General features: G+C 70.1%; 24 protein-coding genes and 1 pseudogene. 12 read left to right on the top strand and 13 right to left on the bottom strand.

The window, feature by feature from the left end:
- Window positions 1-171 precede the first annotated feature (171 nt).
- Window positions 172-1,373, top strand: a protein-coding gene (locus AB0I88_RS36960) for an IS3 family transposase (protein ID WP_361035962.1) whose coding sequence is annotated in 2 segments (ribosomal slippage) — window positions 172-469 and window positions 469-1,373 — 1,203 coding nt in all. Because the reading frame shifts where the segments join, the coding sequence is not laid out codon by codon here.
- A 119-nt stretch (window positions 1,374-1,492) separates the two neighbouring features.
- On the opposite strand, the gene AB0I88_RS36955 is transcribed toward AB0I88_RS36960, so the two are convergent.
- The 4 genes from AB0I88_RS36955 to AB0I88_RS36940 form a co-directional block, all read right to left on the bottom strand.
- Window positions 1,493-4,432, bottom strand: coding sequence for a tetratricopeptide repeat protein (locus AB0I88_RS36955; RefSeq protein WP_361035959.1), 2,940 nt, complete (start codon window positions 4,430-4,432; stop codon window positions 1,493-1,495).
- Between the two features lie 2 nt (window positions 4,433-4,434).
- Window positions 4,435-4,752 (bottom strand): hypothetical protein, encoded by a 318-nt coding sequence (locus AB0I88_RS36950; protein ID WP_361035956.1) that lies wholly within the window; start codon window positions 4,750-4,752, stop codon window positions 4,435-4,437.
- Between the two features lie 70 nt (window positions 4,753-4,822).
- On the bottom strand, window positions 4,823-5,386 hold the full coding sequence (locus AB0I88_RS36945) for a recombinase family protein (RefSeq protein WP_361035953.1): 564 nt from the start codon (window positions 5,384-5,386) through the stop codon (window positions 4,823-4,825).
- 367 nt (window positions 5,387-5,753) lie between these two features.
- A complete protein-coding gene (locus tag AB0I88_RS36940) occupies window positions 5,754-7,304 on the bottom strand; it encodes an IS701 family transposase (RefSeq protein WP_361035950.1) in 1,551 nt (516 codons plus the stop codon).
- Here AB0I88_RS36940 and AB0I88_RS36935 point away from each other — a divergent pair.
- Complete coding sequence (locus tag AB0I88_RS36935; RefSeq protein ID WP_361035947.1) at window positions 7,303-8,241, top strand: hypothetical protein; 939 nt, start codon at window positions 7,303-7,305, stop codon at window positions 8,239-8,241. The two genes, AB0I88_RS36940 and AB0I88_RS36935, sit on opposite strands and share 2 nt — an antisense overlap.
- 225 nt (window positions 8,242-8,466) lie before the next feature.
- Here the strand turns inward: AB0I88_RS36935 and AB0I88_RS36930 are convergent, their stop codons facing one another.
- The gene (locus AB0I88_RS36930; RefSeq protein ID WP_361035944.1) at window positions 8,467-8,829 is read right to left on the bottom strand and encodes a hypothetical protein; all 363 of its coding nucleotides are present in this window, start codon (window positions 8,827-8,829) and stop codon (window positions 8,467-8,469) included.
- A 121-nt stretch (window positions 8,830-8,950) separates the two neighbouring features.
- Between AB0I88_RS36930 and AB0I88_RS36925 the strand changes: the two genes are divergently transcribed.
- Entirely contained in the window at window positions 8,951-9,970 is a 1,020-nt protein-coding gene (locus AB0I88_RS36925) for a substrate-binding domain-containing protein (protein WP_361035941.1), read from the top strand.
- A gap of 18 nt (window positions 9,971-9,988) precedes the next feature.
- Here AB0I88_RS36925 and AB0I88_RS36920 read toward each other — a convergent pair whose 3' ends face one another.
- From AB0I88_RS36920 to AB0I88_RS36905, 4 genes are read right to left on the bottom strand one after another with little or no spacing between them, the layout of a single operon-like run.
- Window positions 9,989-10,780: a hypothetical protein gene (locus AB0I88_RS36920; protein WP_361035938.1), complete on the bottom strand. Its 792-nt coding sequence runs from the start codon at window positions 10,778-10,780 to the stop codon at window positions 9,989-9,991.
- A gap of 16 nt (window positions 10,781-10,796) precedes the next feature.
- Window positions 10,797-11,111: a hypothetical protein gene (locus AB0I88_RS36915; protein ID WP_361035935.1), complete on the bottom strand. Its 315-nt coding sequence runs from the start codon at window positions 11,109-11,111 to the stop codon at window positions 10,797-10,799.
- Window positions 11,108-11,833, bottom strand: a complete 726-nt coding sequence (locus AB0I88_RS36910) for a hypothetical protein (RefSeq protein ID WP_361035932.1) — start codon at window positions 11,831-11,833, stop codon at window positions 11,108-11,110. The genes AB0I88_RS36915 and AB0I88_RS36910 overlap by 4 nt, the downstream gene beginning before the upstream one ends.
- 5 nt (window positions 11,834-11,838) lie before the next feature.
- Complete coding sequence (locus AB0I88_RS36905; RefSeq protein WP_361035929.1) at window positions 11,839-12,249, bottom strand: hypothetical protein; 411 nt, start codon at window positions 12,247-12,249, stop codon at window positions 11,839-11,841.
- A 255-nt stretch (window positions 12,250-12,504) separates the two neighbouring features.
- Here AB0I88_RS36905 and AB0I88_RS36900 point away from each other — a divergent pair, with 255 nt between their 5' ends.
- Complete coding sequence (locus AB0I88_RS36900; protein WP_361035926.1) at window positions 12,505-12,909, top strand: hypothetical protein; 405 nt, start codon at window positions 12,505-12,507, stop codon at window positions 12,907-12,909.
- 318 nt (window positions 12,910-13,227) lie between these two features.
- Here AB0I88_RS36900 and AB0I88_RS36895 read toward each other — a convergent pair whose 3' ends face one another.
- Complete coding sequence (locus AB0I88_RS36895) at window positions 13,228-13,692, bottom strand: anthrone oxygenase family protein (RefSeq protein ID WP_361035923.1); 465 nt, start codon at window positions 13,690-13,692, stop codon at window positions 13,228-13,230.
- Between the two features lie 80 nt (window positions 13,693-13,772).
- Here AB0I88_RS36895 and AB0I88_RS36890 point away from each other — a divergent pair, with 80 nt between their 5' ends.
- A complete protein-coding gene (locus AB0I88_RS36890; protein WP_361035965.1) occupies window positions 13,773-14,723 on the top strand; it encodes an AraC family transcriptional regulator in 951 nt (316 codons plus the stop codon).
- A gap of 45 nt (window positions 14,724-14,768) precedes the next feature.
- On the opposite strand, the gene AB0I88_RS36885 is transcribed toward AB0I88_RS36890, so the two are convergent.
- On the bottom strand, window positions 14,769-15,875 hold the full coding sequence (locus AB0I88_RS36885) for a substrate-binding domain-containing protein (protein ID WP_361035919.1): 1,107 nt from the start codon (window positions 15,873-15,875) through the stop codon (window positions 14,769-14,771).
- Window positions 15,872-17,620: a heparinase II/III family protein gene (locus AB0I88_RS36880; protein ID WP_361035916.1), complete on the bottom strand. Its 1,749-nt coding sequence runs from the start codon at window positions 17,618-17,620 to the stop codon at window positions 15,872-15,874. The genes AB0I88_RS36885 and AB0I88_RS36880 overlap by 4 nt, the downstream gene beginning before the upstream one ends.
- A 240-nt stretch (window positions 17,621-17,860) precedes the next feature.
- Between AB0I88_RS36880 and AB0I88_RS36875 the strand changes: the two genes are divergently transcribed.
- From AB0I88_RS36875 to AB0I88_RS36845, 7 genes are read left to right on the top strand one after another with little or no spacing between them, the layout of a single operon-like run.
- Window positions 17,861-19,702: a DUF2264 domain-containing protein gene (locus AB0I88_RS36875; protein ID WP_361035913.1), complete on the top strand. Its 1,842-nt coding sequence runs from the start codon at window positions 17,861-17,863 to the stop codon at window positions 19,700-19,702.
- 2 nt (window positions 19,703-19,704) lie between these two features.
- Window positions 19,705-20,994 carry an extracellular solute-binding protein gene (locus AB0I88_RS36870; RefSeq protein WP_361035910.1) on the top strand — a complete coding sequence of 430 codons (1,290 nt, stop codon included), beginning with the start codon at window positions 19,705-19,707 and terminating at the stop codon, window positions 20,992-20,994.
- 58 nt (window positions 20,995-21,052) lie between these two features.
- On the top strand, window positions 21,053-21,958 hold the full coding sequence (locus AB0I88_RS36865) for a sugar ABC transporter permease (protein WP_361035907.1): 906 nt from the start codon (window positions 21,053-21,055) through the stop codon (window positions 21,956-21,958).
- Complete coding sequence (locus AB0I88_RS36860) at window positions 21,958-22,842, top strand: carbohydrate ABC transporter permease (RefSeq protein WP_361035904.1); 885 nt, start codon at window positions 21,958-21,960, stop codon at window positions 22,840-22,842. The genes AB0I88_RS36865 and AB0I88_RS36860 overlap by 1 nt, the downstream gene beginning before the upstream one ends.
- Window positions 22,839-23,465 carry a hypothetical protein gene (locus AB0I88_RS36855; protein ID WP_361035901.1) on the top strand — a complete coding sequence of 209 codons (627 nt, stop codon included), beginning with the start codon at window positions 22,839-22,841 and terminating at the stop codon, window positions 23,463-23,465. Before AB0I88_RS36860 ends, AB0I88_RS36855 begins: the two co-directional genes overlap by 4 nt.
- A gap of 21 nt (window positions 23,466-23,486) precedes the next feature.
- Entirely contained in the window at window positions 23,487-24,626 is a 1,140-nt protein-coding gene (locus AB0I88_RS36850) for a glycoside hydrolase family 88 protein (RefSeq protein ID WP_361035898.1), read from the top strand.
- 14 nt (window positions 24,627-24,640) lie between these two features.
- On the top strand, window positions 24,641-25,450 hold the full coding sequence (locus AB0I88_RS36845; protein WP_361035895.1) for an SDR family oxidoreductase: 810 nt from the start codon (window positions 24,641-24,643) through the stop codon (window positions 25,448-25,450).
- Here AB0I88_RS36845 and AB0I88_RS36840 read toward each other — a convergent pair.
- A pseudogene (locus tag AB0I88_RS36840) lies at window positions 25,451-25,666 on the bottom strand (transposase); the annotation flags it as partial.
- Window positions 25,667-25,826 lie beyond the last annotated feature (160 nt).

Here is a 25,826-nt window from a genome sequence, read left to right as displayed (position 1 = left end):
GTCCTCGTTGTACTTCGAAGGGCGGGGCACCGGGACATCCTTCCCCCAGACCGCTGTCTGGTTTCAAGGTGTCCGGCTCGAAGGTGGAACCTCAGACGGGCCTTCCCCCTTGATCTTGGACACTTGAACCTTGGATCTTGAGGTCCGGGGAGATCAGGAGTCCGGTAGGTCATGGCGAATAAACACCATCCCGCGCAGTTCAAGGCCGATGCGGTCGCGTTGTACCGGTCTCGGCCGGGTACCACGATGGCGCAGATCGCCGACGATCTCGGGGTGAACCGGGAGACGTTGCGGAGTTGGGTCCGGGCCGACGACCGGCGCCGTGGCGGCGGTGACCGGCCGACCGTGTCGGTGGGCGGGTCGGAACCCGGTTCGGTCGAGGCGGAGAACGCCGAGCTGCGTCGGCGGGTCCGGGAACTGGAGGAGGAACGCGACATCCTTCGGAAGGCGGCCCGGTATTTCGCCGGGGAGACGCGCTGGTGACCCGCTTCCAGTTCGTTGCCGACCACCAGGAGCGCTACGGCGTGAAGCGGTTGTGCCAGGTCGTCGGGGTGGCCCGGTCGAGTTACTACTACTGGGCGTCGACCGCCGGGGCCCGGGCGGCCCGGCAGGCCGCCGACACCGTCCTGGCCGGGCGGATTCGCATGATCCATGCGGCCGACAACACTTACGGGGCGCCGCGGATCACCGCCGAGCTGCGCGACGACGGCACGCCGGTCAACCACAAGCGTGTCGAGCGGGTGATGCGTGGCATCGGCGTGCAGGGCCTGCGGCTGCGCCGCCGGACCCGCACCACGATCCCGGACCCGGCCGCGGCCAAGGCCCCGGACCTGATCGGCCGGGACTTCACCGCTCCCGCGGTCAACCAGCGCTACGTCGGTGACATCACGTATCTGCCGGTCGGTGAGCGCGGGTTCCTCTACCTGGCCACCGTCATCGACCTGCACTCGCGCCGGCTGGCCGGGTGGGCGATCGCCGATCACATGCGCACCGACCTGATCATCGACGCGCTCACCGCCGCCCAGCGCACCCGGGGCAGCCTGGCCGGGGCGATCTTCCACAGCGATCACGGAGCCCAGTACACATCGAAGGCCTTCGCCGCCGCCTGCGCGGAGGCCGGGGTCCGGCAGTCGATGAGCAAGGTCGGCAGCTCGGCCGACAACGCCCTCGCGGAGTCGTTCAACGCGACCTTCAAACGCGAGACCCTGCAAGGCCGCCGCGCGTTCACCGACGAACGCGACGCCCGGCTCACCAGCTTCCGCTGGCTGCACCGCTACAACACCGTCCGACGCCACTCACGGCTCGGACAGCAGTCCCCGATCACCTACGAGCGGATCCACGAAAGATCAGCTACCATCACACAAGCCGCATAAACCCCGTGTCCAAGTTCCGGGGGCAAGGCCCGACAGCGGACACGCCAGCTAAAAGTCTGTGGCTGCGCTGGCCCAGTTGCTGGCTTGGCTCCGCCAGTGGGCGAGGTGGTGGCCGGTGGTCAGGACGTGGGGTGGTCGCGGCCGTAGTGCTCCTCCATGATGCGATCCGCCCGCTCGAACGTCGCCACGGCTTCTGCTTTTTGGCCGAGTTTGAGCTGGAGCGTGCTGGCCTTCATGAGCAGTGGCACCAGCCATGGCGAGTCTCCCTGCCCGCGGAGGCCGCGTTGATAGCAGCGGAGGGCGTCCGGCGTGCGGCCGAGTGCTTCGTAGGCATCGCCGAGCACCGTCAGATGTTCAGCCAGCGTGCGATACCCGGGGTTGTGCTTGGACCGGGCCAGTTTGAGGGCGTGCTGCTGGATGGCGACCGCCTCGTGCGCGTCGCCGAGTGCCAGGTGCGCGGCCGCGGCCCGGCAGAGGCTGAGGGGCAGGTCCTTGTGGCCGGTCGCTTCAGCGATCCGGGCAGCGCGCAACGCGGCCGCGAGGGCATCAGCGGGGCGGTCCGCCTGTGTACAGGCGAGGGCGAGGGTGTTCAGCAGGCCGACCCGGATGTGGTCGTCCGGAGCCGACTCGACGGTGCGCTCCAGTTCGGCGCTGGGCGCGCCGGCGGCCACACGCGCCGTGATGAGGTTGTTAAGGACCTCGGCTAGCAGGCTGGACTCGGTGTCGACGCTGTCGCCGAGAATGCCTGCGGCCTGTTGGAACAGCGGCACTGCGTCGGCTGGACGGCCGAGGTCGCAAGTCGTGACGCCGAGCCCGTTGAGGTGCTCGGCGATGTGGAAATGACCCGGCGGCAGGGTCTTCTCGGCGATGGCGAGCCCGCGCAGTCCGTGTTTCTGGGCCTCCTCGAAGTGGCGCCGGTGCCGGCAGACCGAGGCGAGCGAGTGCAGTGGAGCGGCCAATGCCGGGTGGGCAGGGCCGTACTGGTCCTCAGTGAGGGCCAGCGCCCGGCGCATGGCGGCCTCGGCGTCCGCCAACCGGCCCGCGTGCCTGTGGCAGGTACCGATGTTTATCAGCACGGTCGCCAGTATCTTCGGGGGGTCGGGCAGCGCCTCGGCGATGGCCAGCGCGCGGCCCAGCTGAGCGAGCGCCTCGTCGGTCCGGTCCTGATCGATCAGAAGGACGCCGAGGCTGTTCAGCCTGATGATCATGTCCGGATGGTCGCTGCCCGCCGTTGCCTCGGTGTTTGTCAAGGCCCGCTGGACCAGCTCCGCGGCCCGGGCCGGGCGGCCGGCGCGCCAGTGTGCGGCGGCGAGATTGTTCAGGCGGATCGCCACGGATGGGTGATCGTCGCCGAACGCCGCCGAGGTCAGCTCCAGCGCGCGGGTCAGCCGGGTCGTCGCGGCCTCGGCGCGTCCTTGGCTCAGCTCGAACATTCCGGCCTCGTTGAGCAACAGCCCGAGCGGGCTGTCCAGCTCCGTGCCGGACGGTAGGTGCCCGGCCAGTGCGTCTAAGTGCGGAATAAGCCGCCGCCATCGCGGCCAAGCGGTGACGTCGGTCGCGTCGTCGGGCAGCAACTTGCCCAGCATGCGGATGGCGAATCGGTGCGCAAGCATCCGGTCGTCGGCCGCCTTCGGGTCATCGGTATCCATCATGCGGATGACCGCCTGGAGCACCGGATGCATGTCGATCGCGTCGTCGGTCAAAGTAATCATTCCGAACGATGCGAGCCAGCCGGCCGACTCGTCACCGGTGACGTGGATTCCGAGGACATCGCGGGGGATGTCGTCGGGCGCCAGCCAAGCCAGCACGGCGAGCAGTGGCCCCGCATGCGGGTCGGCCGCCTCCAACTCGGCGAGGGTGAGGTCCCAGACACGAGCCACCGCGGTCATGTTGGGCAGCTCAGCAGTGAATATGCGGCCCGGCTGTTCGCGCAGCCGGCTCAGGCATCGGTCAAGGGCCAACGCCGTGTGCTTGGCATACGCGGCGATATGTTCCAGGGCCACCGGCAGGCAGCCGAGTTCGGCCGCGATTGCGGCGGCCGCCGTCCGGTTGTCCTGCCCGGTGCGGGATAGCAGTAACTCGGTCGCGGCGCCGGGGTCGAGCACGCCGATCGGCACCGTCGGGACGGTCCACGAAAGGTCCCGGCGGCTGGTGATCAACAGGTGGCCGGCAGCGTGGGCCAGCCGGCCGAGCAGGGCGGTGACAGCCGCCGGATCGCTCGCGTCGTCAAGGATGAGCAGCCAGCCGGACCAGTGCCGTAGCCAGGACTCGGCCCACGCGCTGGCGGCATCGTCGGGCAGCGTGGCCCAAGCCGAACTCACCCAGCGAGCCAGCTTGGCCAGCCCGGCCGACACACCGCCGGCGGCAGGGATCCACCAGACCCCGCCCGGATAGGTGTCGCGGTAGGCGTACGCGTATTCGACGGCGAGCCGAGTCTTGCCCACCCCGCCGAGCCCGTGCAGGCACTGGCCGACGGCGCCGGCCGAGAAGCCCGCCCGCAGCTGCGCCATGATCTCGTCGCGGCCAACGAACACCTCGGACGAGGGAAGCGGCACCGTCCACCCGCGGGCGGGTGGGGGTGTCTGGTCTGGCCGCGGCACAGCGCTGACGTCAATCGTGGTCTTGCTGAACGGGTCAAGCTGCGTGCTGCGCTTGTTGAGTAACAGCTCCAGTTCCGCGTCCCCGCCGGCGAACGTCTTAGTGGCCGCCGGCAGGAAACCGTCCGCGACCTGCGCGGTGTCCGGGGAGGCGTCAGCGGACGGTCGGCCCTTCGCCAGAGATCCGGCCTGATGCATTGCCGACCACACCTTTTCGTCGGTCAACTTGGCTGGAAGGCGCAGCCCGCTCTTGGCGGCGTGTTGGACACATGCGTCGATGTACGCCTTGACGGTGCCCCAACTCGGCCATTTGGGCCCGCTGGTGACGTTGCCAAGGGCCGACCTTTCTCGACGTCCGTCGGCGTAGCCCGCGAGTACGTCCAGCGTCGGCTCGCCCGCCGCTAGATGAAGCCGGCGAGCTGCTGCGCGCAACTGCTGTCTTCTTGGATCCTCGTCGGACACCGTCACTTCTTCCCTTCCGACGAGGTGTCGATCACGCCATCCGCTGTATCCGCTGTATCCGCCGGCGGATGAGGTGGCGCCTGATTCAGCCGAATCTCGATGGCATGGTTGCTGCCGAGAGCGAGGAAGAACCGATGTTGTTCGTAATCGTCACTGCAGTCGATGCCCTGTGGCACTGGCTTCCTGAGATCACTATTGGGCTGAGGTTCTGCACAGCGTTGATCGGGTTCGTCATCGCTGTACTCCTGATGGTGCGGCGGATTCGCCGATGGATGCACCGGCGCAGGCGTCGATAGTCCTGGCGCTGCGAGCATGGACAACGTGGTCCCTACCGACCGGAGGCTCGGTAGGGACCACGTCACGTTCGGGTTGGCAGCGGGATCTGTCACGTCAGGCCGCCGCGTCCAGGTGTTGGTAGATGGTCCCGCGGCTGACCCCGAGAGTGCGGGCGATCTGTTCGACGGTGAAGGTCTGTGAGGTGTACACCTGCCGGGCGACGGCGATCTTCTCCGGGGTCATCTTGCGGGGCCGGCCGCCGTTGCGGCCGCGGGCCCGGCGCCCGGCGATGGCGGTCAGGCCGGCGGCGGTGCGTTCGCGTAGCAGGTCACGCTCGAACTCAGCCAGGGCGGCGAATAGGTGAAACGTGAGCCGACCGGAGGCGGTGGTGTCGATGTTCTCCCGCAGGCTCCGGAACTGCACGCCATGGTCGTGCAGTGCGTTGACAGTGTTGATGAGGTGGCGCATGTTGCGCCCGGAGCGGTCCAGTTGCCACACCACGAGGACGTCGCCGGGGCGAAGGTAGGCCAGCGCGGCGGCGAGTTGGGGGCGGTCGGCTTTGGCGCCGGAGGCGATGTCGGTGAACGTCTTGGTGCAGCCGGCCTTGGTGAGGGCGTCGTGCTGCAGGTCGGGGTTTTGCTCGCGGGTGGAGACGCGGGCGTATCCGATGTCCGTCACGGGTCCTGACTGTACGGTTCGTCCGTCGGTGAGCCGGGGTTCCGAGACGTTGGTTTTTCGACGTGTTGCTGACAGGGTCCGGGATCATACCGGCGGGTCGGCCCCGACTGCCAGACGGCGGACGAGGTACGTGAGCTGGCCGAGCTGGGCTGTACGGCATCGGCATTCCGCGCCGTCATGATCTAGTACTGCTACAGCGGCTCGTAGCTTCCGAGCGTGCTGATTCGTTTGCGGTAGTGGGCGGCTCGGGCGCGCTGGTTGCAACGTCTTCGGAAGTTTGACCAGGCGAGGGCATGTCTGGTGGTGTTCTTTGCGGCCAGGATCAGGATGGCGTACAGGTGCCTGATCTCCTTGACGGTCAGGGGGATCAGGCTGTCCTGGTCGCTGTCGCCGGTGGTGCCCCCTTTACCGCTTCGCGGGCGCGGGTGATGGTCAGGAACGCGGCGGCGGCCATGGACAGGGTGATGTGGGCGTACCAGGCGTCGTAGCGGCGGAACTGGTACTGGTCCAGGCCGGCCTCGTTCTTCGCGATCTGGAACGACTCCTCGACCGCCCACCTCGCGCCCGCCGTGGCCACGAGCGTGCGTAGCCGGGTGCCCCGCGGGCCGAAGCACACGTAGTAGGCCAGTTCCCCGGTGCTGATGCTGCGACGGGCCAGCACCCAGCCGCGCCGGCCGTGCTCGAACCCGGTGCGGATCGGAACACTCACCCAGTCGTAGACGCGGGGCCCGTGGGCGCCGTCACCGCACGACATCCGCCGCCACGCCCCGGCCCGGACCTTGCCGATCAGTTCGTCGACGCGGGTGCTGGTGTGCAGGCCGGACGCGACTTCGTGGTCCTTGCGGGTGGCCAGCACATAGGCAATGTCCTGCTCTTGGCACCACTCGCGCAAGGCCCGGTTCTGCCCGTACGCCTCGTCGCCGGTGAACCAGGCGAACGGCACCTGCGCCGCGACGGCGCGTTCCAGCATGGACTTGGCCTGTTGCGGCTTGGTGGCGAACTCGACCTCGTCGCCGATGTGCGCACGCCGGCAGCGGTCACGGTCGTCGGTCCAGGACTTCGGCAGGTACAACTCCCGGTCGATCAGCGCCCGCCCGTGCCGGGTGTGGTAGGTCAGGAACACCCCGAGCTGACAGTTGTCGATCTTCCCGGTCGTGCCGGTGTACTGCCTTTGCACCCCCGCCGATGATCTTCCCTTGCGGAACGTCACGGAGACGCGGCCGCGGTGGGGGTCGCCATCGCGGTCGAGTAGACGGCCGTACCCGCTCCGGATGACCCCGATGAGAAACAGATCGAAGAACAATGCCGCCTCCGCCGGATCCGAGCGCCACGGACGTCCCGCGGCCCGGGCGATGTCCCAGCCGTGCACGTCGATCTCGTTGAGCAGGTGCGCGAGCAGCCCGTCGGTCGGCACGCGGGACTGCCCGAGCCACGGCACGGCCGGTGGTGCGTCTTCCTCGTCGAGGGCGACCAGGAGACGGATCACGTCACCCTCGATCACGTCAAGGAGCACTTTCGGATCACGTTCCGTGAAATGTGACAGGATTGTCGCGTTCATCGTGCTCACCGTGTCGACCGTCGTCGCCGCCCGCAGCTCCTCGACACCGGGCGGAACGGATGTGCCGGCACGAACGAGCGCGAGGTCCATCATGGCGATCGAGATCAGATGCGCCGGAGTGTCCGCCACCGACCAGTCCGCGGTGCCATCAGATCGGCAGGCACCGATTCCACCAGCTCGCGTAGCTGGTGAACGGCCTGTCAAAGGCCGTCCCGTACCCGATGGGCGTTGCCGTTTCCGCCGTTCATGGCAAACAGGATGCAGGCCTTCCGGCGCACGGGTGTTCCATATCGCCGACCTGAGCGGAGGGGCACGACGAAAGAACCGGTGTCCCGGGTCTGCCGGAACAATCACTGCCATGAATGTCACTAGAAGTGATCATGTTGTCGCCGAGTCCCTGGCGGTAAGGCCGTCCCATCCCCGCCGGCTCGCCGTGATCAGTGCTCTCGCGGGAACATTGCTGGCCGTGGTGTGGTCCTACGAGTTCGTCGACCACATCATCGGTGACACCGTGGCGAACGGTCTGCTCGGTCACGACGCGAAGGCCACCGCCATCGGCGGGACCGTGGCCGGCCTGCTGTTCGCATTCGTATCCGGGCTGGCCGGTACGTTCACAGCCTGCAACATCGCGATGGCCGCGTCGATCGGGCCGATGAGCCAGGCGAGCGCGACCGGCCGTACCCACGGCGCCTTGCGCCACCTGCTCCGGCCCGTCGGCTGGCTCACCATCGGCATGGTGATCGTCGCCGGGGTCTACGGGTTCATCGGAGTACTGGTCGGCGACCGGATGCCGCAGTTGTCCACCGCGACGTCGGGCGGTATGCCGGTACGGCTGTGGCAGTCGGCCGTCGTCTTCGGCGTTGTCGGACTGGCGTTCGTCTACCTCGGGCTCGCGGCCCTCGACATCCTGCCCGACCCGTTCGCCCGGCGGCCCGTCGCCCGCGTCGTAGTCCTCGGAGCGCTCGTCGGCGCCTTCCTCATCGGACGGCCCTACCCGCTGTTCAACAAGCTCTTCCACTGGGCTGTCGACAGCGGGAACCCCCTCTACGGGGCGGGCGCCTTCATCCTGCAGTCGCTCGGCAACATCGTCGTGGTCACCGCGCTGTTCGCGCTGATCGTTGTGCTGTCCCGGGGGAGATTCATCGACTGGTTCGCCGGCAACCCCGCGCGCACAATGGCCATCACCGGCGCCCTGCTCGTCGCCCTCGGCACCTTCACGGTCGTCTACTGGGACGTGCGGCTTCCCGCCATGTTCGGCCACGGATGGTTCCCAACCATGCCGTGGAATGCCAGGTAGCGGGTGGTGATGCCGGAACGGCGACTGCGGGTCCGCACCCTCATCCTCGTTGCGGGAACCCTGGTGGCGTTCGGGGCGGTCTTCGGAGGGTCCGGGAGGTGACTTCTCCGAATACCGCAACAGGACCTGCCGCGGCCTTGCGCTCTACAAGCTTCCGCCCCATACCACAGACCATCTGACCAGCAGATCCGCAATGTGCACTTTAGAGTGAAGCACGTTGTGCATCTACATCACGTACCGGCCGGTGGACGCGTTGTAGACGACCTTCGGGCGTTCGATCTTGGAGCTGCCGAGTTGGGCCGCCGACGACGAGGTGAGCACGTTGTTGCGGAACTCCCAGGTCCGCAGATCCGTGGACCGGTAGACCGAGACCGCGCGGAACGTGTCGTCGGCGTTGCGGTTCTCGCCGAACCAGTACCAGTGGGAACCGACCTTGATCATGCCTCCGCCGTGGGCGTGCACCCCGGCGCCGGCGGTGTCGGTGAACTGGACGCCGTTGGTGATGGTGACCGGTGCGGCCTGTGCCGGCGCGGGTGGCATGAGCAGCGCCGTCACCAGTGCCGCCATGAGCGCGGCGAAGATCCTCATCCGAGTCTCCGATCGATGCGTAAGAATGTGCGTAACGTCTTCGTAAACGGTCGGAAACGGTGAGGCCATGGTGCGAACCCGCTCGGTCGGAAACGCAACCAATCGAACAACGCTGTTCTCGGTGCAGCGACACGAGCACCTGCTCACCGAGCTGCGGCGCAGCGGCGCCGTACGGGTCAGTGATCTGGCCCGTGACCTGGGCGTCAGTGAGTTGACGATCCGCCGGGACATCGCCGCCCTGGCCGCCCGCAACCTGGTCAACCGGGTTCACGGCGGCGCCACCCTGCCCGCCGCGTCCCGTCCGCTGCCGGTCCGCGCCACCCGGCCCGCCTCGTTCACGATCGGCATGGTGGTGCCGTCGCTCGACTTCTACTGGCCGCCGATCGTCGCCGGCGCCCGCGCGGCCGGCGCCGCCCTCGGCGTCAACGTGCAACTGCGCGGCTCCAGCTACGACCCCGAGGAGGACCGCCGCCAGATCGCCCGGCTCGTCGACGCGGGCCAGGTGCAGGGCCTGCTGCTGGCGCCCCGCCTCGACGGCGCGGACGCCGACCGGATGATCGGCTGGATCAGCCGGCTACCGGTCCCGGTCATCCTCGTCGAACGCCAGCCGCGCCGCTGGACCGCCGCTCCGCGGCAGGCCGAATGGGTGCGCAGCGATCACTCTCTCGGGTTGGAGATCGCCGTCAATCACCTGTACGACCAGGGCCACCGCCGCATCGGCCTGGCCCTGTCCGGCGACAGCCCCACCTCCGCCTACCTGCTGCGCGGCTGGCACCGGGCCTGCGCCGACCTCGGCATCCGCGACGACGCGGTCAACCCGCGCCACACGGTGGGCTCGGGTCTGACCGCGCTGATCGTCCACAGCGACCCGCAGGCCATCGCGGTCGCCCAGGCCTGCGCCGAACAGGGCATCCGAGTCCCCGACGACCTGGCGATCGTCTCCTACGACGACGAGGTGGCCCACCTGGCCGAGCCCCCGCTGACGGCGATCCGCCCGTCGAAGAACCACGTCGGCCGTACCGCCGTCGAACTCATGGTCTCCCGCCTGATGGACGGCGACCGCCGTCCCGTCCAGGGCGTCCTGGTCGCCCCCGAACTGGTGGTCCGCCAATCCTCGCTGTCCCGCCGGGTGCGCGCCTGACCACCGCGCCCGGCCGCCTCATCTGCCCTTGAGCGACCAGTCCGCGTCGCCGTCGTCGACGGTCGCGTCGCTGTAGAGGTGGGTGTTCGACTTCGGCCAGACACCGTTCGGGAAGGATCCGGGGTCCACGGCGTCACCGTGCAGGGTGACCATCGCGGTCGCCTGCGCGCCCAGGAAGGCGGCCAGGGTGCCGACCGCGGTCCAGATCGCGGCCGACGACACACCCACCGACTCGACGATCAGCGCCGCACCGGCCCACGAGAACCATCCCGACCCGATCGCCGCGATCGCGGCGACCACCTTCGCGATGAGCTGAGCCAGGATGGCCGCCAGCGCGACGTAGAAGGCCAGCCCGGCCCCCGCGCAAGCCAGCAGGTTCAGCGAGGTGCCGGAGGCGATCGACCCCACCCGCCCGGCCGCGTTGACCTGCGCGCCGGCCGCCGCCAGGTACGCGTCGCGGCCTGTTCCGCTCCAGTCGGTGTCGTCCACGACGAGGTTCTGGGTGCCGAGATCGGTGGAGACGCCGTTCGCGGTTCCCTTGATGTCCATCCACCGGTAGGCGTCCAGGAACATCCAGATGGGAGCGGTCGCGCCTTTGAGCAGGTCGAGAATCCAGTTCAGCAACGCTGTCCCGATCTCGACCGTCTTGTCGCCGATCCACTGCAGGACCTCGGCCATCGGCGGGGTGACCCACCACTGACCGGTCGCTGCCGCGGTCGCCGGCCCGACCTCCGCGAGCTTCCCCCGGAGCGCCAGAGTCCCGGCCTCCAGCTCCTGGATCGTCGCCTCGAACTGCGCCTTGTCGAACACCGTTCTCCCCCGCGTACTAGTAGATCTTCTTGATCCGGTGCGCTCCCGCCCGGTCCTCCGCGTCATAGGTGTCGGCCACGCTGCGCAGCGTGGCCGCCATCTCGGTCATGGCGGTGGCGCCCTCCGCACAGCGCGCGGCGACCCCGTGGATCACGTCGTTGTACGGGCCGACCATCAACTGGAAAAGGCCCGCCTCCAGACGGCCGAACTCCATCCCGGCCACCCTGGCGCCCAGCGCCGTCAGGTTGTCGCTCTGCTCGTCCCACAGGTTCGCCTCGGTACGCAACGCGTCGGTGGCGACGGAAACCTGTTCCGCGTTGGGCTGGGTCATCGAACATCCCCTCGATCGGGCGGTGACTGGGTCAGGGATCGCAGCGTGGCGAGCGCGTCGTTGACCAGCGCGTCGGTCTCGGCGACCCGTTCCCACAGCTTCGAGCCACCGTCGCCCCTGGCACGGGTGAGCGCTCGTGCCAGAGCGGCGTTGACCGTGCCGCTGTCCCGGTCGCGTGCCCACCGCGGGTCGATCTCGCAGCCGGTCATGCCGCCGGCGCCGAGCCGGACGGTCACATGACGCCCGTCGTCGGAGCCCTCCATCGAAGGCTGTGCGCCGACGTCGACGTGCTGCCGAACATTCTGCAGGGTCTTGAGGACCTGCTCGTTGAAGTCCAGATCGTGGTGGGCGCGTCCGGCCGGCGGTTCCGGAAGCCGGGCGGTTCGTGGATCGGCGTCCTCTTCGTCCTCATCCGCCTCACGCACGTGCCGCCACCAGCCGCCGTCGTCGAGGCTGTCGGTCAAAGCCCGCACCGCGCCCCGGACGGCGTCGTTGTTCGCGGCGAGGACCGCGGCGCCGAGCTGTTCCGGCTCGATCCGCCGATGCCAGCCGTCACGGACGCGAACCTCGGCGGGCAGCCCATCGAGACCCAGCACCACGGTGACGTACCCGGTCGGGTCGTTGCCCTCCGGCCGCGGCGGGACGGCCGTGGTCAGCTCGCTCGCCAACCGGCTCAGCGACTCGGCCTGCTGCAGCAGATAACGCACGGGGTCGGAACGCATCGAGCTCAGCGCCTCTCAACCATCGGGACCGCCCGGCGAATCGCCCAGACGATCGTTGCCATGGAGAACACGGCATGCGCCAACGGCACCACCAAGATGATCATCGCACCACCCGCTGTCACCAGAGACAGCGCCAGCAGTGCCGTCAGCCCGATCGACGCGGCAAGCAGGATCCCGGTCAGCGCCCCTACCGGGCCGCTGACACCACGCCAGGCCAGCACCGCGCCGGCACAGGTGATCACGGCGCTCACGCCACACAGCGCGATCGTTCCCGTACGCCCGAACGGGGCGGCGTCCGCGACCTCCTCGAACCCGGCGGCGGCCATCGCCACAACGCCGAACTCGATGACCGCGAACAGCGCGTTCAAAGTCAATGCGAAGCCGCTCATCCGGCCGTCCGCCGACGATCCGCGCACCCGTCCACCTCCGCGACTATGAAGCCGACAGACTTTCGCAGCGCTGCGACTCCGCGCAATCCGCCCACACGGAATGCGGCGTCTCGCCGGCCGCGGTTCACGGCGATCACACAGCCGCGGGACGACGGCACGTCAACCTACCGCAGCTTGATCCGGAGCGAGCCCCGGGGTGGGACCGGAGCACCGGCAGCCCGGCCCGGCGGTAACCTTCGATATGGCCGAATTGAGTCCAGCAACAAGAAAAGGAATTCGACCGTGAATGATCCCGCTACCGACTATCGGCGCTTGGCGGAAATGGTTCACGCCACATTGAATCTGGTGGGCATGCCCACGTTCCCCGCCGAGATCCTGGTGGAGCGTCCCGGTTTCGAGATCGACGTGGATGAAGAAGGCGAGTTCGCCGGTGTCCTCATCGACTGGCGGACGGACGGCAAGCTACGCCACGCGGCCCTGGGAACCCATGGCCAAAATGATCTCCATGGCCCGGCGCGCGAGCTTTATCTTTCCGTGAAGCAACAGATGCGCGACCTCGCCATACAAGTTCTCACGTCTGCGGGATTCCGGGCCGAGGTGGCGGGCGGATATGCACCACTTCATGTTCGGGTGAGCGGCTATGGCGGCGACGCTTTCGGCTCGCTGATCAACGATGAAGCAGGCTGACGAGCGAAGGTGAAATCCAGCGGGCGCCGTCCTGTCGAAGTCGTCGAACTGCCGCTCCACGGAATGGATGGCGACGAGGCGGCCTTCAGCGGCGAGGCTTTCGTCCGCGAGCTGGAGTCAGCGATGAACGCCGACCACAGTCGGCGACCCGGGAGTCTCCGGCGCATCATGCAAGAGACCGAGGAAGGCCGGCCGGAAAGCCGGACTTCCGGCCATGACCCAGGCCGGCGGCTCCGCCGAGCGCGGCGGTGGTGTCGGTCCGGACCGGGGCGGTCGCCGGTCTCCGGGCCGGTCTCTTCCGGGCCGCCCGCGGCGCGGTCAGAGCCGGCGGACCGCGCCGACCAGCAGGACGGCGCAGCCGAGCAGACAGAGGACGGTCCGGGCGTGGTTGGCCGGCTCCCAGCCGGCCACAAACCGGGACCAGGTGACCGCGCCGGCCTCCAGGCGGTTGTTCAGCGGCACGTTGACCGCGACCGTGACGCCGAGACCTCCGGCGATCGTCAGAAGCGCGCCGGCCAGCAACCACGCGGCGCCCGGTTGCGGCCACGTGACCATCGCCCGGACGATCATCGCGACGCACAGCGCCGAGACACCGAACAGGGCGATCATGAGAGGCGGGCGCTGCGCGGTGACGTTGATCGAGCGCATCGCGGCCGCGCCGTCCGGATCGGGCAGCCGCCGCAGGCCGCTCATGACGAAGGCGGAGAACGCGAAGAACACCCCGGAGAGCAGCCCGCTCCCGATCACCGCTGCCGTGGTGAGGACATCCCATTGACGAGTCATGACTCCATGTCACCGCAGTTCGATGAGCTCATCCATGCGGCGGACGCCCGATTCCATACGTGAGCGTCTACGCTGGCCGGGTGGATCCGGTGGGCGGCCTCCTCGATCCCCGGGCGCGGGGGGCCTTCATCCTGCGCTCGCTGCTGTCCGGCCCGTGGTCGATCCGGATCGAGGACGGGGCTCCGCTGACCCTGGTGGCGGTCGTCAGGGGAGCGGCCTACCTCGACACGGGTACGGCGGCGACGGTGATCGTGCCGGGGGATGTGGCGGTCGTGCGCGGCTCGAACCCGTACACGGTGGCTGATTCCGCCGCCACGGCGCCGCAGGTCACGATCGGGCCGGACCAGGTGTGCCGGCCGATAGCCGGCGTGGTCGGCGCCCGCCCGATGGGACCGCTCGGGCTCCGGTCCTGGGGCAACGATCCGGACGGCGCCACGATGCTGCTCACCGGAACTTACCACTCGCCGGCCGAGGTCAGCCGGTCGCTGCTGGCGGCGTTGCCCGATCTGGTCGTGCTGCGGCCCGGTGAGTGGGACTCGTGGCTGATCGACCACGTGATCCAGGAGGTCGACCGGGACTCCCCGGGCCAGGACGTCGTGCTGGACCGGTTGCTCGACCTGGTCCTGATCACCGCCGTGCGTACCTGGCTCGCCCGGCCGGACGCGCATCCGCCGCGCTGGTACACCGCCCAGGACGATCCGGTCGTCGGCATCGCCCTGAGTTGTATCCACGCTCGACCGGACGAGCCCTGGACAGTCGCCTCCCTGGCCGCCCGGGCACGCAGCTCGCGTGCGGCGTTCGCCCGGCGATTCACCGAACTCGTGGGCGTCCCGCCGATGACCTACCTGACCGAGTGGCGTCTGTCGTGCGCCGCCGACATGCTCGTCCGCAGTGACGCCACGTTGGAGGCGATCGCCCGCGATGTCGGGTACGCCAGCCCGTTCGCGCTCAGCGCCGCGTTCAAACGGGTCCGGGGAGTGTCCCCACGCACCCTGCGCGGGGGCGCTGCCGCCCGGGCCGGCCGGTCCTGAGGCACGGCGGCGCTGGCCTGCCCGGCGCGGGGAAGCCGGGCGGCGCTATCTCCCGGTGGGGTGGCGGTGGGCGGCGACGGAGTCGCGGACGCGGAGTTCGGGGCTGATCATGACCCGGTGGACCGGGCGGCGCGGGTCGGCGAGCCGGTCGGCGGCCAGGCGCACGGCGGCGGCGCCGATCGAGCCCCTCGGTGGCCGGACGGCGGTCAGGGCCGGGCTGAACAGGCCGGCCACCTCGTCGTCGTAGGCGATCACCGACAGGTCGCCGGGGACGGACAGGTGGCGTTCCTCGCAGCGTTCCACCAGGGCGATCGCCTCGGCGTCGGCGTGGACGAGCAGGGCGGTCGTGCCGGTCTCCAGGCAGCGGTCGACGACCCGGTCCAGGGCGGCGCGGCAGCCGGGCGTCCGGGCGTCGGGGACCAGCATGTCGACGGTCCCGGTCACGTCGAGGCCGCAGTCGGCGGCGGCCTCGAGCCAGCCTCGGCGGACATGGGGACGGGTGGGACTGGGCTCGGCCAGGACCACGCCCACCTTCTCGTGGCCGAGACCGGTCAGGTGCCGGACGGCCATGCCGGCGCCCTGCGCGTGGTCGGTGACGACCGATTCGAGGAAGGCGTGGTGGGGCCCGGCGGTGGCGGTGCGTTCCAGCAGGACGACCGGCAGCCCGGTGCCGGCCAGCCACTCGATGGTGAGCCGGGCGGTCGGCACGTCCATCCGAGGGGCCACGATCAGCGCGTCGACTCCCTGGTCGACCAGCCGGTTCAGCTGGGGCCGGTCGTCCTCGGTCTGGTACGACGAGCCGCGCAGCACGACCTTCAGGTCCAGCTCGCGGGCCGCTTCCTCGGCGCCGCGGGCCACGTGCGGCCAGTAGTAGTCGAGCGACGGCACCAGCATGCCGACGCTGCCGCCGGACGGGACGTCGAGATCGGTGTCGCGCGGGTCGTCGCCGCTGGGCAGGGCGACGCCGCCGTGCACCCGCCGGACCAGCCCTTCGGAGGCGAGCTGGGCGATGTCGCGGCGGATCGTGACGGTGGAGGCGCCGAGCGCGTCGGTGAGGTCGGAGACGCGCAGCACGCCGTCGCGCTGCAACTGTTCGAGCAGGCGTGCCCGGCGGGCCACCTGCAGCGGCCCGCGTTTGTCTGAAGTGCTCACCGCGTCTCCTTGACGGTCAGTTCGAGGGTACCGACGGGACCGAGCGCGGTGACGTCGATGTCGAGGCGTGTCAGCCGGTCGCCCCACACGCTGGACAGCATCGGATCGTCCAGTTCCCGCACGACGACGGTGCACGGCGCCGGCCGGGCGGGCGCCCAGGTGATGGTCACGCCGCCGGCCTGCGCGGAGCCGTCCGACACGGTGACCTCGCCAGCGATCACCAGGTGGATGACGGTCGGGCCGGCGCCGGGTGTCAGCTCCCAGGAGTCGCGGATGGTGATCGTGCCGGTGGCGCGGTCCAGCCGGGCGGAACGGACCCAGCCGCGGATGTCGTCGCGGGGGTAGGCGCCGGCGAGGTCCAGGGTGAGCGAGCAGTCGTCGGCGGTGACGGCGCGGGCCGCGAACTCCCGGCCGGGCGCCTGCTCGGCGCCGCGGATGGTCGGCGTGTTGTGCCAGCTGGATCGCATGGTCCAGATCTCGTAGCGGTGCGGCCCGAACGTCTGTGCCGTGTAGGTGGGCCGCCCCGGGTCGACCAGCACCGGTACGCCGTCGCGGGCCACGATGAAGCTGCCGACGTCGTTGTGGTTGTGGTTCTCCCCGTTGTGGCCGCCCTTGACCGCCAGGGTCAGCCCGGCCGGGCTGCCCGCCTCGGGCCGGGCCAGCAGCACCTGGGCGGACGGGAACCACACGTGGCGGGGCAGCGGCGACGGGCCGGGACGCGCGGCCGCCCACACCGGATCGGTGAGCGCGAGCAGCAGGTAGCCGAGGCCGGGGCTCTCGTGGGCGACCGGTTCGCCGGGCCGGCGCCGGGCGGCGGCGTGTGCCTCGGCCTCGGTGTCGCCGTAGCGGCGGGCCAGCCGGTGCAGCACGTGCCAGGGTTGCTCGGACGAGGGGCGGGCCTGGCCGTCGGCGTGGTTGACATACCAGAATCCGCCCAGGTGGACGCGGTGCGGGTAGGCGAGGACGGCGGGTTTCGGCGCGGTGACGCCGAGCATCTCGAGGGCTTCCAGGTAGCGGCAGGCGCCGTACCACCAGTACTGGATGCCCTCGTCGACGGCGCCGTCGGCGGGCAGGGCCGCGCCGAACCGGTCGAGGCCTTCGGTGACCAGGCCGATCAGGTGCTGTCGCCGCTGCGGGTCGTCGACCAGGGCGAGGGTGGCGACCAGGACGTTGCCGTGGATCCACGGGTTCCAGTTGTGCACGTGCCCGTCGAGGCCCAGCCAGTGCCAGTCGCGCCGCTCGGTGAACGGGGTGAGGACGCGGCGGTCCACCTCGAACCGGATGCGGGCTCGCAGGCCCGGCACGTGGCCGTCGAGGTGGGCGCCCAGCACGTGGTCGATCCAGGACAGGTCGGCGGCGACCTCGCCGGCGCCGAGGTCGAGGCACGGGTCGGTCGTCACCGGCAGCACCGAGCCGTACCGGTCGCGCGTGTCGTCGTGGCCCGGCCAGGACCAGGTGCTCTGCTCGCAGAACAGGATCACGCCGTCGGTGACCTCGTCCAGCCACACCGGGTCGAGGGTGACGGCGGCCAGGGCGGCGGCGCGGGCCAGCCGGCGGTGCCGGCCCCAGACGGCCTGCTCGTAGGTGTCGCGGTCGCCGTCGCGGTGGAAACGGGCGAAGTCGTGGGCCAGGGGAGTGGGCCAGGGCGTGCCGAGCGTGGCCCGGGCGCGGTCGGTGAGCGCCCGGATCGTGGGCTGGTCCACGGCCGTCCAGGCGCTGCGATCCTCCGCCGACGGTACGCGCATCCCACCTCCCCTGTGATCGAACGCGATCGTATCAGATCACTTAGGGAGCATCGGGGCGACTGATTTCGCGGTCCATGCGGACACTTGGAGAGCCTATACAGCGTATTTCAGCAGGTGAAGACGTATGGCGATCAGTTTTGGCGATCGATGAGCGAAGAAGTCGTTGACATGCTCGTTTGTGAGCGTTTTACTTCCCGGAAACCGACCACAGGTTCCGTCCGACCCACTTCGGAGCGTGACGTGCCACCCTCACATGCTGCCCTCACCACCCGCGCCGACTGGACCGGGTACGCCGACCGTCTGCTCGCCGCCGCGTCCCGGCACGCCTCGCCCCACCACGCGCTGATCACCCTGCCCGGCGCCGAGGGCGGCTACGGCCGCGCGATCGACGGGCTGGAGGGGTTCGCCCGCACCTTCCTGCTGGCCGGGTTCCGCCTGGCCGGGGAGAACGGCCGCGGCCTCGGCGACCTGGCCGGGCGATATGCCGCGGGCCTGGCCGCCGGGACCGACCCGGCCACACCCGAGACCGAGCGATGGGTACGCCTGGACGAGCACCCGCAGGCCAAGGTGGAGGCCGCCTCGATCGCCCTGATCCTGGACATGACCCGCCCCTGGATCTGGGACCGGCTGGACAGCGCCGTCCAGGAACGGGTCGTCGGCTACCTGTCGCCCGCGGTCGGCGACAGCACCTACCCGCGTATCAACTGGGTGTGGTTCCGCCTGGTCGTGCAGACGTTCCTGCGTTCGGTCGGCGGCCCGTTCTCCACCGCCGAGATGGAGGAGGACCTCGCCACCCACGACACGCTCCGGCGCGCCGACGGCTGGCTGTCCGACGGATCGTCGCGGGCGTTCGACCACTACACCGGCTGGGCGCTGCACCTCTATCCGGTGCTGTGGTCGCGGATGGCCGGTGCCGGCGGTCCCCGTCCGAAGGATGTGGCCCGGCTCGACCGGTTCCTCACCGACGCGCTCGCCCTGATCGGCGGGGACGGCTCCCCGCTGCTGCAGGGGCGCAGCCTGATCTACCGGTTCGCGGCGGCCGCCCCGTTCTGGGCCGGCGTCCTGGCCGGCGTCCCGTCCCACGCGCCCGGGCAGCTGCGGCACGCCGCCGGCCGGATCGTCGGGCACTTCGCCGGCGACGGCGACCTGCTCACCGTCGGCTGGCACGGGCCGTGGCCCCGGCTGGCCCAGTCCTACTCCGGTCCCGGCTCGCCGTACTGGGCGAGCAAGGGCCTGCTCGGCGTCGCCCTCCCGGCCGGCCATCCGGTGTGGGCGGCGCCCGCGGAGCCGCTGCCGATCGACACCGGCGACGTGCTCCGCGCCGTGCGCGCCCCGGGCTGGCTGATCGCCGGCACCCGCGCCGACGGCATCGTCCGCGTCGTCAACCACGGCACCGACCACGGTGAGCAGGGCGTTCCCGGCGGCGACTCGCCGTTGTACGCCCGGCTCGGCTACTCGACGGCCACCGCCCCGCTGCTCGACGACAGTGGCTGGACCGACCCGGAGGACCAGTCGGCCGTCCTGGTCGACCCGGCCGGGCGCCGATCGCATCGCACCGGCATGCGCGCTCTCGGCGTACGCGTGGAAGAGGGTCTGGGGGTTGCCGGGTCGGTCGCCGAGGCGCACTGGCTGGACCCGGATCCGCCCGGCCGCGACCACGGCGGCGGCCGCCCCGGCAAGCTGCGCCGGGCCGGCCGGATCACGACGTTCTCCCTGGTCCGTGGGCCGTGGGAGATCCGGCTGGTCCGGGTGGACGACGCCGGGCCGGAGGCGGTGCGGCTGCGGATCGGCGGCTGGCCGGTCACCGGCGGCACCCTGATCTCCCGGCTCACGCCGCTGCTCGGCGACGACGCGACCGCCGGCAGCAGCGAGCACCACGACGCCGGGCCGCTCGGCGACCCGGTCCGGGTGCCGTGGCTCGACCATCCGGTTCCCGGACCGGACACCTGGATCGCCGTCCTGGTCGAGCTCAGCGGCGAGCGGCACGAGACCACGTGCCGCGTCGAGATCCACGGAAAACAGGTGCGGGCCGTCTGGCCCGACGCCGTCCTCACACACACCCGTATCGACATGGAGGAGTAGAGATGAAGCGCTCCCTCGCCGCCCTCACAGCACTCCTGCTGGCCCTCTCCGCCTCCGCATGCGGTGGAGACGACTCCGAGGAATCCGGTCCGATCACCCTCACCCTGGCCGGGTGGAGCCTGGCCACCACACCCGAGTTCCAGACCCTCGCCGACGGGTTCCGCACCGCCCACCCGGACATCGCCGTCGAGCTCAAGGAGTACGACGCCACCAACTACGACACCCAGATGATCGCGGACCTGTCCGCCGGCAAGGCCCCCGACATCTACGTGCAGAAGAACCTGAAGAACTTCTACACCTACCAGAACGGCAAGCAACTGCTGGACGTCTCCGACATCGCCGGCAAACTCGGCTCCGGCGTCGGCGGGCTCAGCACCTACCAGGTCGACGGCAAGACCTGGGCGATCCCGTACCGGCAGGACTCGTGGGTGCTGTTCTACAACAAGGCGCTGTTCGACTCCGCCGGCGTCAAGCACCCGGACGGCTCGTGGACGTGGGACGACTACGGGGCCGCGGCCAAGGAGCTGACCACCAAGCTGAAGGCGGCCGGCAACAAGGCGCTCGGCGCCTACCAGCACACCTGGCAGTCCACCTCGCAGGGCTTCGCGCTCGCCCAGACCAGCGGCGCCGACCTGCAGAGCGGCAACTTCGGGTACCTCAAGCCCTACTACGAGAAGGCCCTCGACCTGCAGACCGCCGGAGCCCAGGTCGGGTTCGGCGACGCCACCACCAACAGCCTCACCTACCAGGCCCAGTTCGGTAAGCAGTCGGCCGCCATGATGCTGATGGGCACCTGGTACATCGCCACCCTGCTCAGCCAGCAGGGCAAGGGCGAGGCCGACGCCTTCGAGTGGGGCATCGCCCCGGCGCCGCAGGCCACCGAGTCGACCACCGGCACGTCGGCCACCCCGGTCACCTTCGCCGACCCGACCGGCCTCGGCATCAACCCGAAGATCAGCGACCGCAAGGTCGAGGCGGCCAAGTCGTTCCTGGCCTACGCGGCGTCGGCCGACGCGGCCAAGGCGCTCGCCGGGATCGGCGTCACCCCGGCCGACACCACCACCGCGGCCGACACCATCTTCACGCTCAAGGGCGCGCCCACCGACGAGCTGTCGAAGTTCACCTTCACCACCCACGACACCAAGCCGGAGAACCCGGTCTCCAAGTACACGGCGCCGCTGCAGAACATCCTCAAGGACCTGCACACCGCCGTGCTGTCCGGCAGCAAGCCGATCGACGCGGCCATCACCGAGGCACAGGACCGCGCCAAGAACGAGGTCCTGAGCAAGTGATCCGCCGTGGGCCCGGCGTGCCGCGCCGGGCCCACGGTCCGACAACGGGAGCCGACAGATGACGACGATCGCCGATACCCGCCGCCGGCGCGGCCGGGTCGTCGCGCGCAACACCGCGGTGGGCTGGTCCTTCCTGCTGCCCAACTTCGCCGGCTTCGTGATTCTCACGATGGTGCCGGTCGGGCTGCTGTTCTACTACGCGTTCACCGAATGGGACGTGTTCGGTGGCGCCACCTGGACCGGGCTGGACAACTTCCGGCAGCTGGCCGGGGATGCCAGCTTCTGGACCGCGCTGCGCAACACCCTCTACTACGCGGCCTTCCACATCCCGATCACCCTGGGCGTCTCGCTGGGGCTGGCGCTGCTGCTCAACCGCAAGCTGCGTGGGGTGGCCTTCTTCCGTACGGTGGCGTTCTTCCCCTACATCACCTCGATCGTGGCCATCGCCCAGATCTGGAACATGCTGTTCAGCCCCGGGTTCGGGCCGGTCAACGAGGTGCTCGGGTGGCTCGGCGTGGACAACCCGCCCGGCTGGACCACCTCCGCGGACTGGTCGATGCCGGCCGTCATCATCGTCGGCACCTGGCGCTACATGGGCTACTACATGCTGCTGTTCCTCGCCGGGCTGCAGACCATCCCGGCCCAGCTCCACGAGGCGGCCCTGGTCGACGGGGCGAGCGCCTGGCAGCGGTTCCGGGCGGTCACCCTGCCCGGGCTGCGGCACACCACCTTCTTCATCACCGTGCTGCTCACCATCGAGAGCTTCAAGGTCCTCGACCTGATCCTGGTGATGACCGACGGCGGTCCCGGCCAGTCCACCCTGGTGCTGTCGCAGTACATCTTCCAGAAGGGCTTCGAGGAGAACCAGTTCGGCTACGCGTCCGCGGTCTCGGTCGTGCTGTTCGCCATCTGTTTCGTGGTGACGGTCGTCCAGTTCGTCGTCAACAAGCGCCGGAGCGAATGATGACCACCCTGCTGCACAGCCCGCCGCCCGTGGTCGCCGACGACCACGTCCCGCCGGCCCGGCGCCGGCCTCGAGCCGCGCGGATCCTCGGCTACCTCACCCTCGGCGCGGCCGCGATCGTGGTGCTGCTGCCGTTCTACTGGATGGTCATGTCGTCGCTGAAGACCAACAACGACGTCTTCACCGTCCCGGTCAAATGGGTGACCACCGACCCGGTGTGGAGCAACTACCTCGACATCTGGTCCAAGTCCGACCTGACGACCTGGCTCGGCAACACCGTCCTGCTGTCCGCGGCCGTCACCCTGCTGCAGGTGTTCACCGGCAGCTTCGCCGCCTACGGCTTCGCCAAGGTCCGCTTCCCCGGCCGCGACGTGCTGTTCCTCGCCTACATCGGCACCCTCGCCGTGCCGTGGCAGTCGTACATGGTGCCGCAGTTCGTGATGATGTCGAAACTCCAGCTCACCGACACCCTGTGGTCGATCGTGGCGCTGCAGGCCTTCGGGGCGCTCGGCGTGTTCCTGATGAAACAGTTCTACGAGACCGTCCCGGACGAGCTGCTCGACGCGGCCCGCATCGACGGCATGAGCGAATACGGCATCTACCGGCGGATCATGCTGCCGCTGTCGGTGCCGGCGCTCGCCAGCCTCACCCTCATCACGCTCGTCACCACGTGGAACGACTACCTCGGGCCACTGCTCTACCTGCGCAGCCCCGACCTGTGGACGATCCAGCTCGGCCTCAAGTCGTTCATCAACCAATACAACGCCGAGTATGCGCTGATCATGACGGGTTCGGTGCTGTCCGTCCTCCCGATCGTGGTGATCTTCCTGGCCGGGCAGCGGTACTTCGTCGAAGGCATCGCGACGACGGGACTCAAGGGATGACCGCCGGCCGGATCCTGCGGGGCGTCCACCTCGCCCTGACGACGAACCTGCTGCTCGCGGTGGCCTGCTCGCCCCTGCTGGCGGTGCTGCTGACCACCGATCCGGGACGGACCTGGCCACTGCTGGTGCTTGTCGCGCCCCTCGCCGCGCCCGCACTCGTCGCCACGTTCACGGTGCTCCGGGCGTACCCCGACGGGTTTGTCCGGGTCTTCTGGCGGGCGTGGCGCGACTCGGCGCGGCGCGCGCTGACCGCCGGGAGCATCGCCACCGCCGCGTTGCTGGTTCTCGGCGTGGACGCCGCCTGGGCGTGGGAGAGACCGGCCGGCGCGGTCGTGCTGCCGCTGATCGTCGTGGCGATGACGCTGATCGCGGTCACCACCCTGCTGGTCCTGGTCGTTCTCGCCGAACGGCCCGGCGCCCGGCTGCGCGACGCGGCCCGCGCCGGCGTCTACCTGGCGGTGCGCCGCTGGTATCTGAGCCTGTTCTCGCTCGCCGTGCTGGCCGTCTTCGAAGCGCTGCTGATCGCCCGGCCGGCGCTCGCCATCGGCGTCGCCGCAAGCCCCCTGCTGTACGTCGTCTGGGCCAACAGCCGGTTCACCCTGGCCCCCGCCCTGACCGCATGAGCCACCGAACGGAAGGAAACCATGACGGCGATCGCCGACCAGACCGGAACAGCCGTGACCGCCGCCCTGCGCACCGTCGACGCCAACCTCGCCGAATTCGGCGACCGCTACCCGGCTGACACCACCGAGAACGGCCGGTACCGTCCGCGGCCGGCCAACACCGGGTGGACCACCAGCTTCTGGCCCGGCATGCTGTGGCTCGCCCACGACCTGACCGGCGACGACACCTACCGGAAGGCCGCCGCCGCGCACGTGCGCGGCTTCACCGACCGGATCGACCGCGGCGTCGACCTGGACACCCACGACCTCGGCTTCCTCTACACCCTGTCGTGCGTCACCGCGTGGCGGCGCGGCCGCGGCCCGGAGGCCGCACGGGCCGCCCTCGCCGCCGCCGACCACCTGCTCAGCCGGGTGCTGCCGTCCGCCGGCATCATCCAGGCGTGGGGCGACCTCGCCGACCCGCGCCAGCAGGGCCGCACCATCGTCGACAGCCTGATGAACACGCCTCTGCTGTTCTGGGCCGGCCGCACCACCGGCGACCCCCGCTACGCTGCCGCCGCCCGCCGGCACACCACCCAGCTGCGCGATCACATCCTGCGGCCGGACGACACCACCTACCACACGTTCTACTGGGATCCGGCGACCGGCGAACCGCTGCGCGGCGAAACCGAACAGGGCAGCGCCGACGAGTCGTGCTGGGCGCGCGGGCAGGCCTGGGGCATCTACGGCTTCACCCTCAACCACCGGTACACCGGCGACCCGACCCTGCTCGACGCGGCGGTCCGCTGCGCCGACTACTTCCTCGCGCATCTGCCCGACGACGGCGTCGCCCACTGGGACCTGATCTTCGCCCGGACACCCGGCGCCGACGAGGAACGCGACAGCTCCGCCGCGGCGATCGCCGTCAACGGGCTTCTCGAACTCGCCGCCGCCGGGCCCCCGCGCGCCGACCACTACCGGGCCGAGGCCGGGCGCATCCTGCGATCGTTGATCGACGGCTACTCGACGATGCACCGGCCGGACTCCAACGCGCTGCTGCTGCACGGCGTCTACGACAAACCCAAAGGCGTCGGCGTCGACGAGGGCAACCTGTGGGGCGACTACTTCTACCTGGAAGCCCTGACCCGCGTCACCCGGCCCGGCTGGACCCACCCCTGGTGAGGAGCACGTCACACATGGACCACCACACACCGGACACCGGACCGGCCCGGCCGCCAGGTCGTCACACCGTCGTCAGCACGCCCGGCCACCAGTCCACCCGGGGCGCCTTCGAGGACACCGGGCCGCCGGGGACACTGATGGTCCTGGACAGCTTCCGGCTGGACGGCAAGGTCGCCCTGGTCACCGGCGGCAACCGTGGCCTCGGCCGGGCGTGTGCGGAGGCACTGTGCTCCGCGGGCGCCTCGGTCGTCGCCGTCGACAGCAGAACCCTCGATCTGCGTACGGCCGACCTGCACTCCTACGTGGCCGAACTCGGACGGCTGGACATCCTCGTCAACAACGCCGGCATCATCCGGCGGGCACCCGCCGAAGACGTCACCACGGCCGACTGGGACGAGGTGCTCGCCGTCAACCTGGACGCGGCCTTCCACCTCAGCCAGGCGGCCGGGCGGATCATGCTCGCCCAAGGACACGGCAAGATCATCAACATCGCGTCGATGCTGTCCTTCCAGGGCGGCATCCGGGTGCCCGCCTACGCCGCCTCGAAACACGCCGTCCTCGGCCTGACCAGGGCACTCGCCAACGAATGGGCCGGGCGCGGGGTCAACGTCAACGCGATCGCGCCCGGTTACATGGCCACCGACAACACGGCTGCGCTGCGCGCCGACCCGGACCGTGCCCCCGGCATCCTGGACCGCATCCCGGCCGGGCGCTGGGGCACGCCGGACGACCTCAAAGGCGCGGTCCTGTTTCTCGCCTCGGAGGCCTCCCGCTACGTCCACGGCGCGGTCATCCCGGTCGATGGGGGGTGGCTAGCCCGCTGATCAGCACGCGCCGGCCGACCTCGTCACCCGGCAGGCGCATCGGCGAAGCCCGCCGGCCGCACGGTGGGTGCCGTACTGCGGGTCGGCGGTGACCGGTGGGTGTACGTGGTCGGGCATGGTGTCCGATTCCGGGCGGGCAGTGCCGCGTTCGGCGTGTGCCTGGCGGAGGATGGTTTCGATCCGGGTGCCGGTGTCGCCGGTGAGGGCGTCGCGGCGGTACCTCGGGCGGTGTGGTGGGTGTGGCGGTGCACGATGGCGTCGGGTTGTCTCTCGCCAGGTTCGCGAGAGACAGGGTGTCGCATGTACAGTGTCTGGTGTGGTGGAGACGGTGCGTTACACCTACCGGCTGCGGCCCGGCCGCCTGGCGGAGGCGGCA

This window comes from Actinoplanes sp. NPDC049802 (genome assembly GCF_040656595.1).
In the GTDB taxonomy this organism is placed as follows: domain Bacteria; phylum Actinomycetota; class Actinomycetes; order Mycobacteriales; family Micromonosporaceae; genus Actinoplanes.
This window is presented reverse-complemented; position numbering and strand designations above follow the sequence as displayed.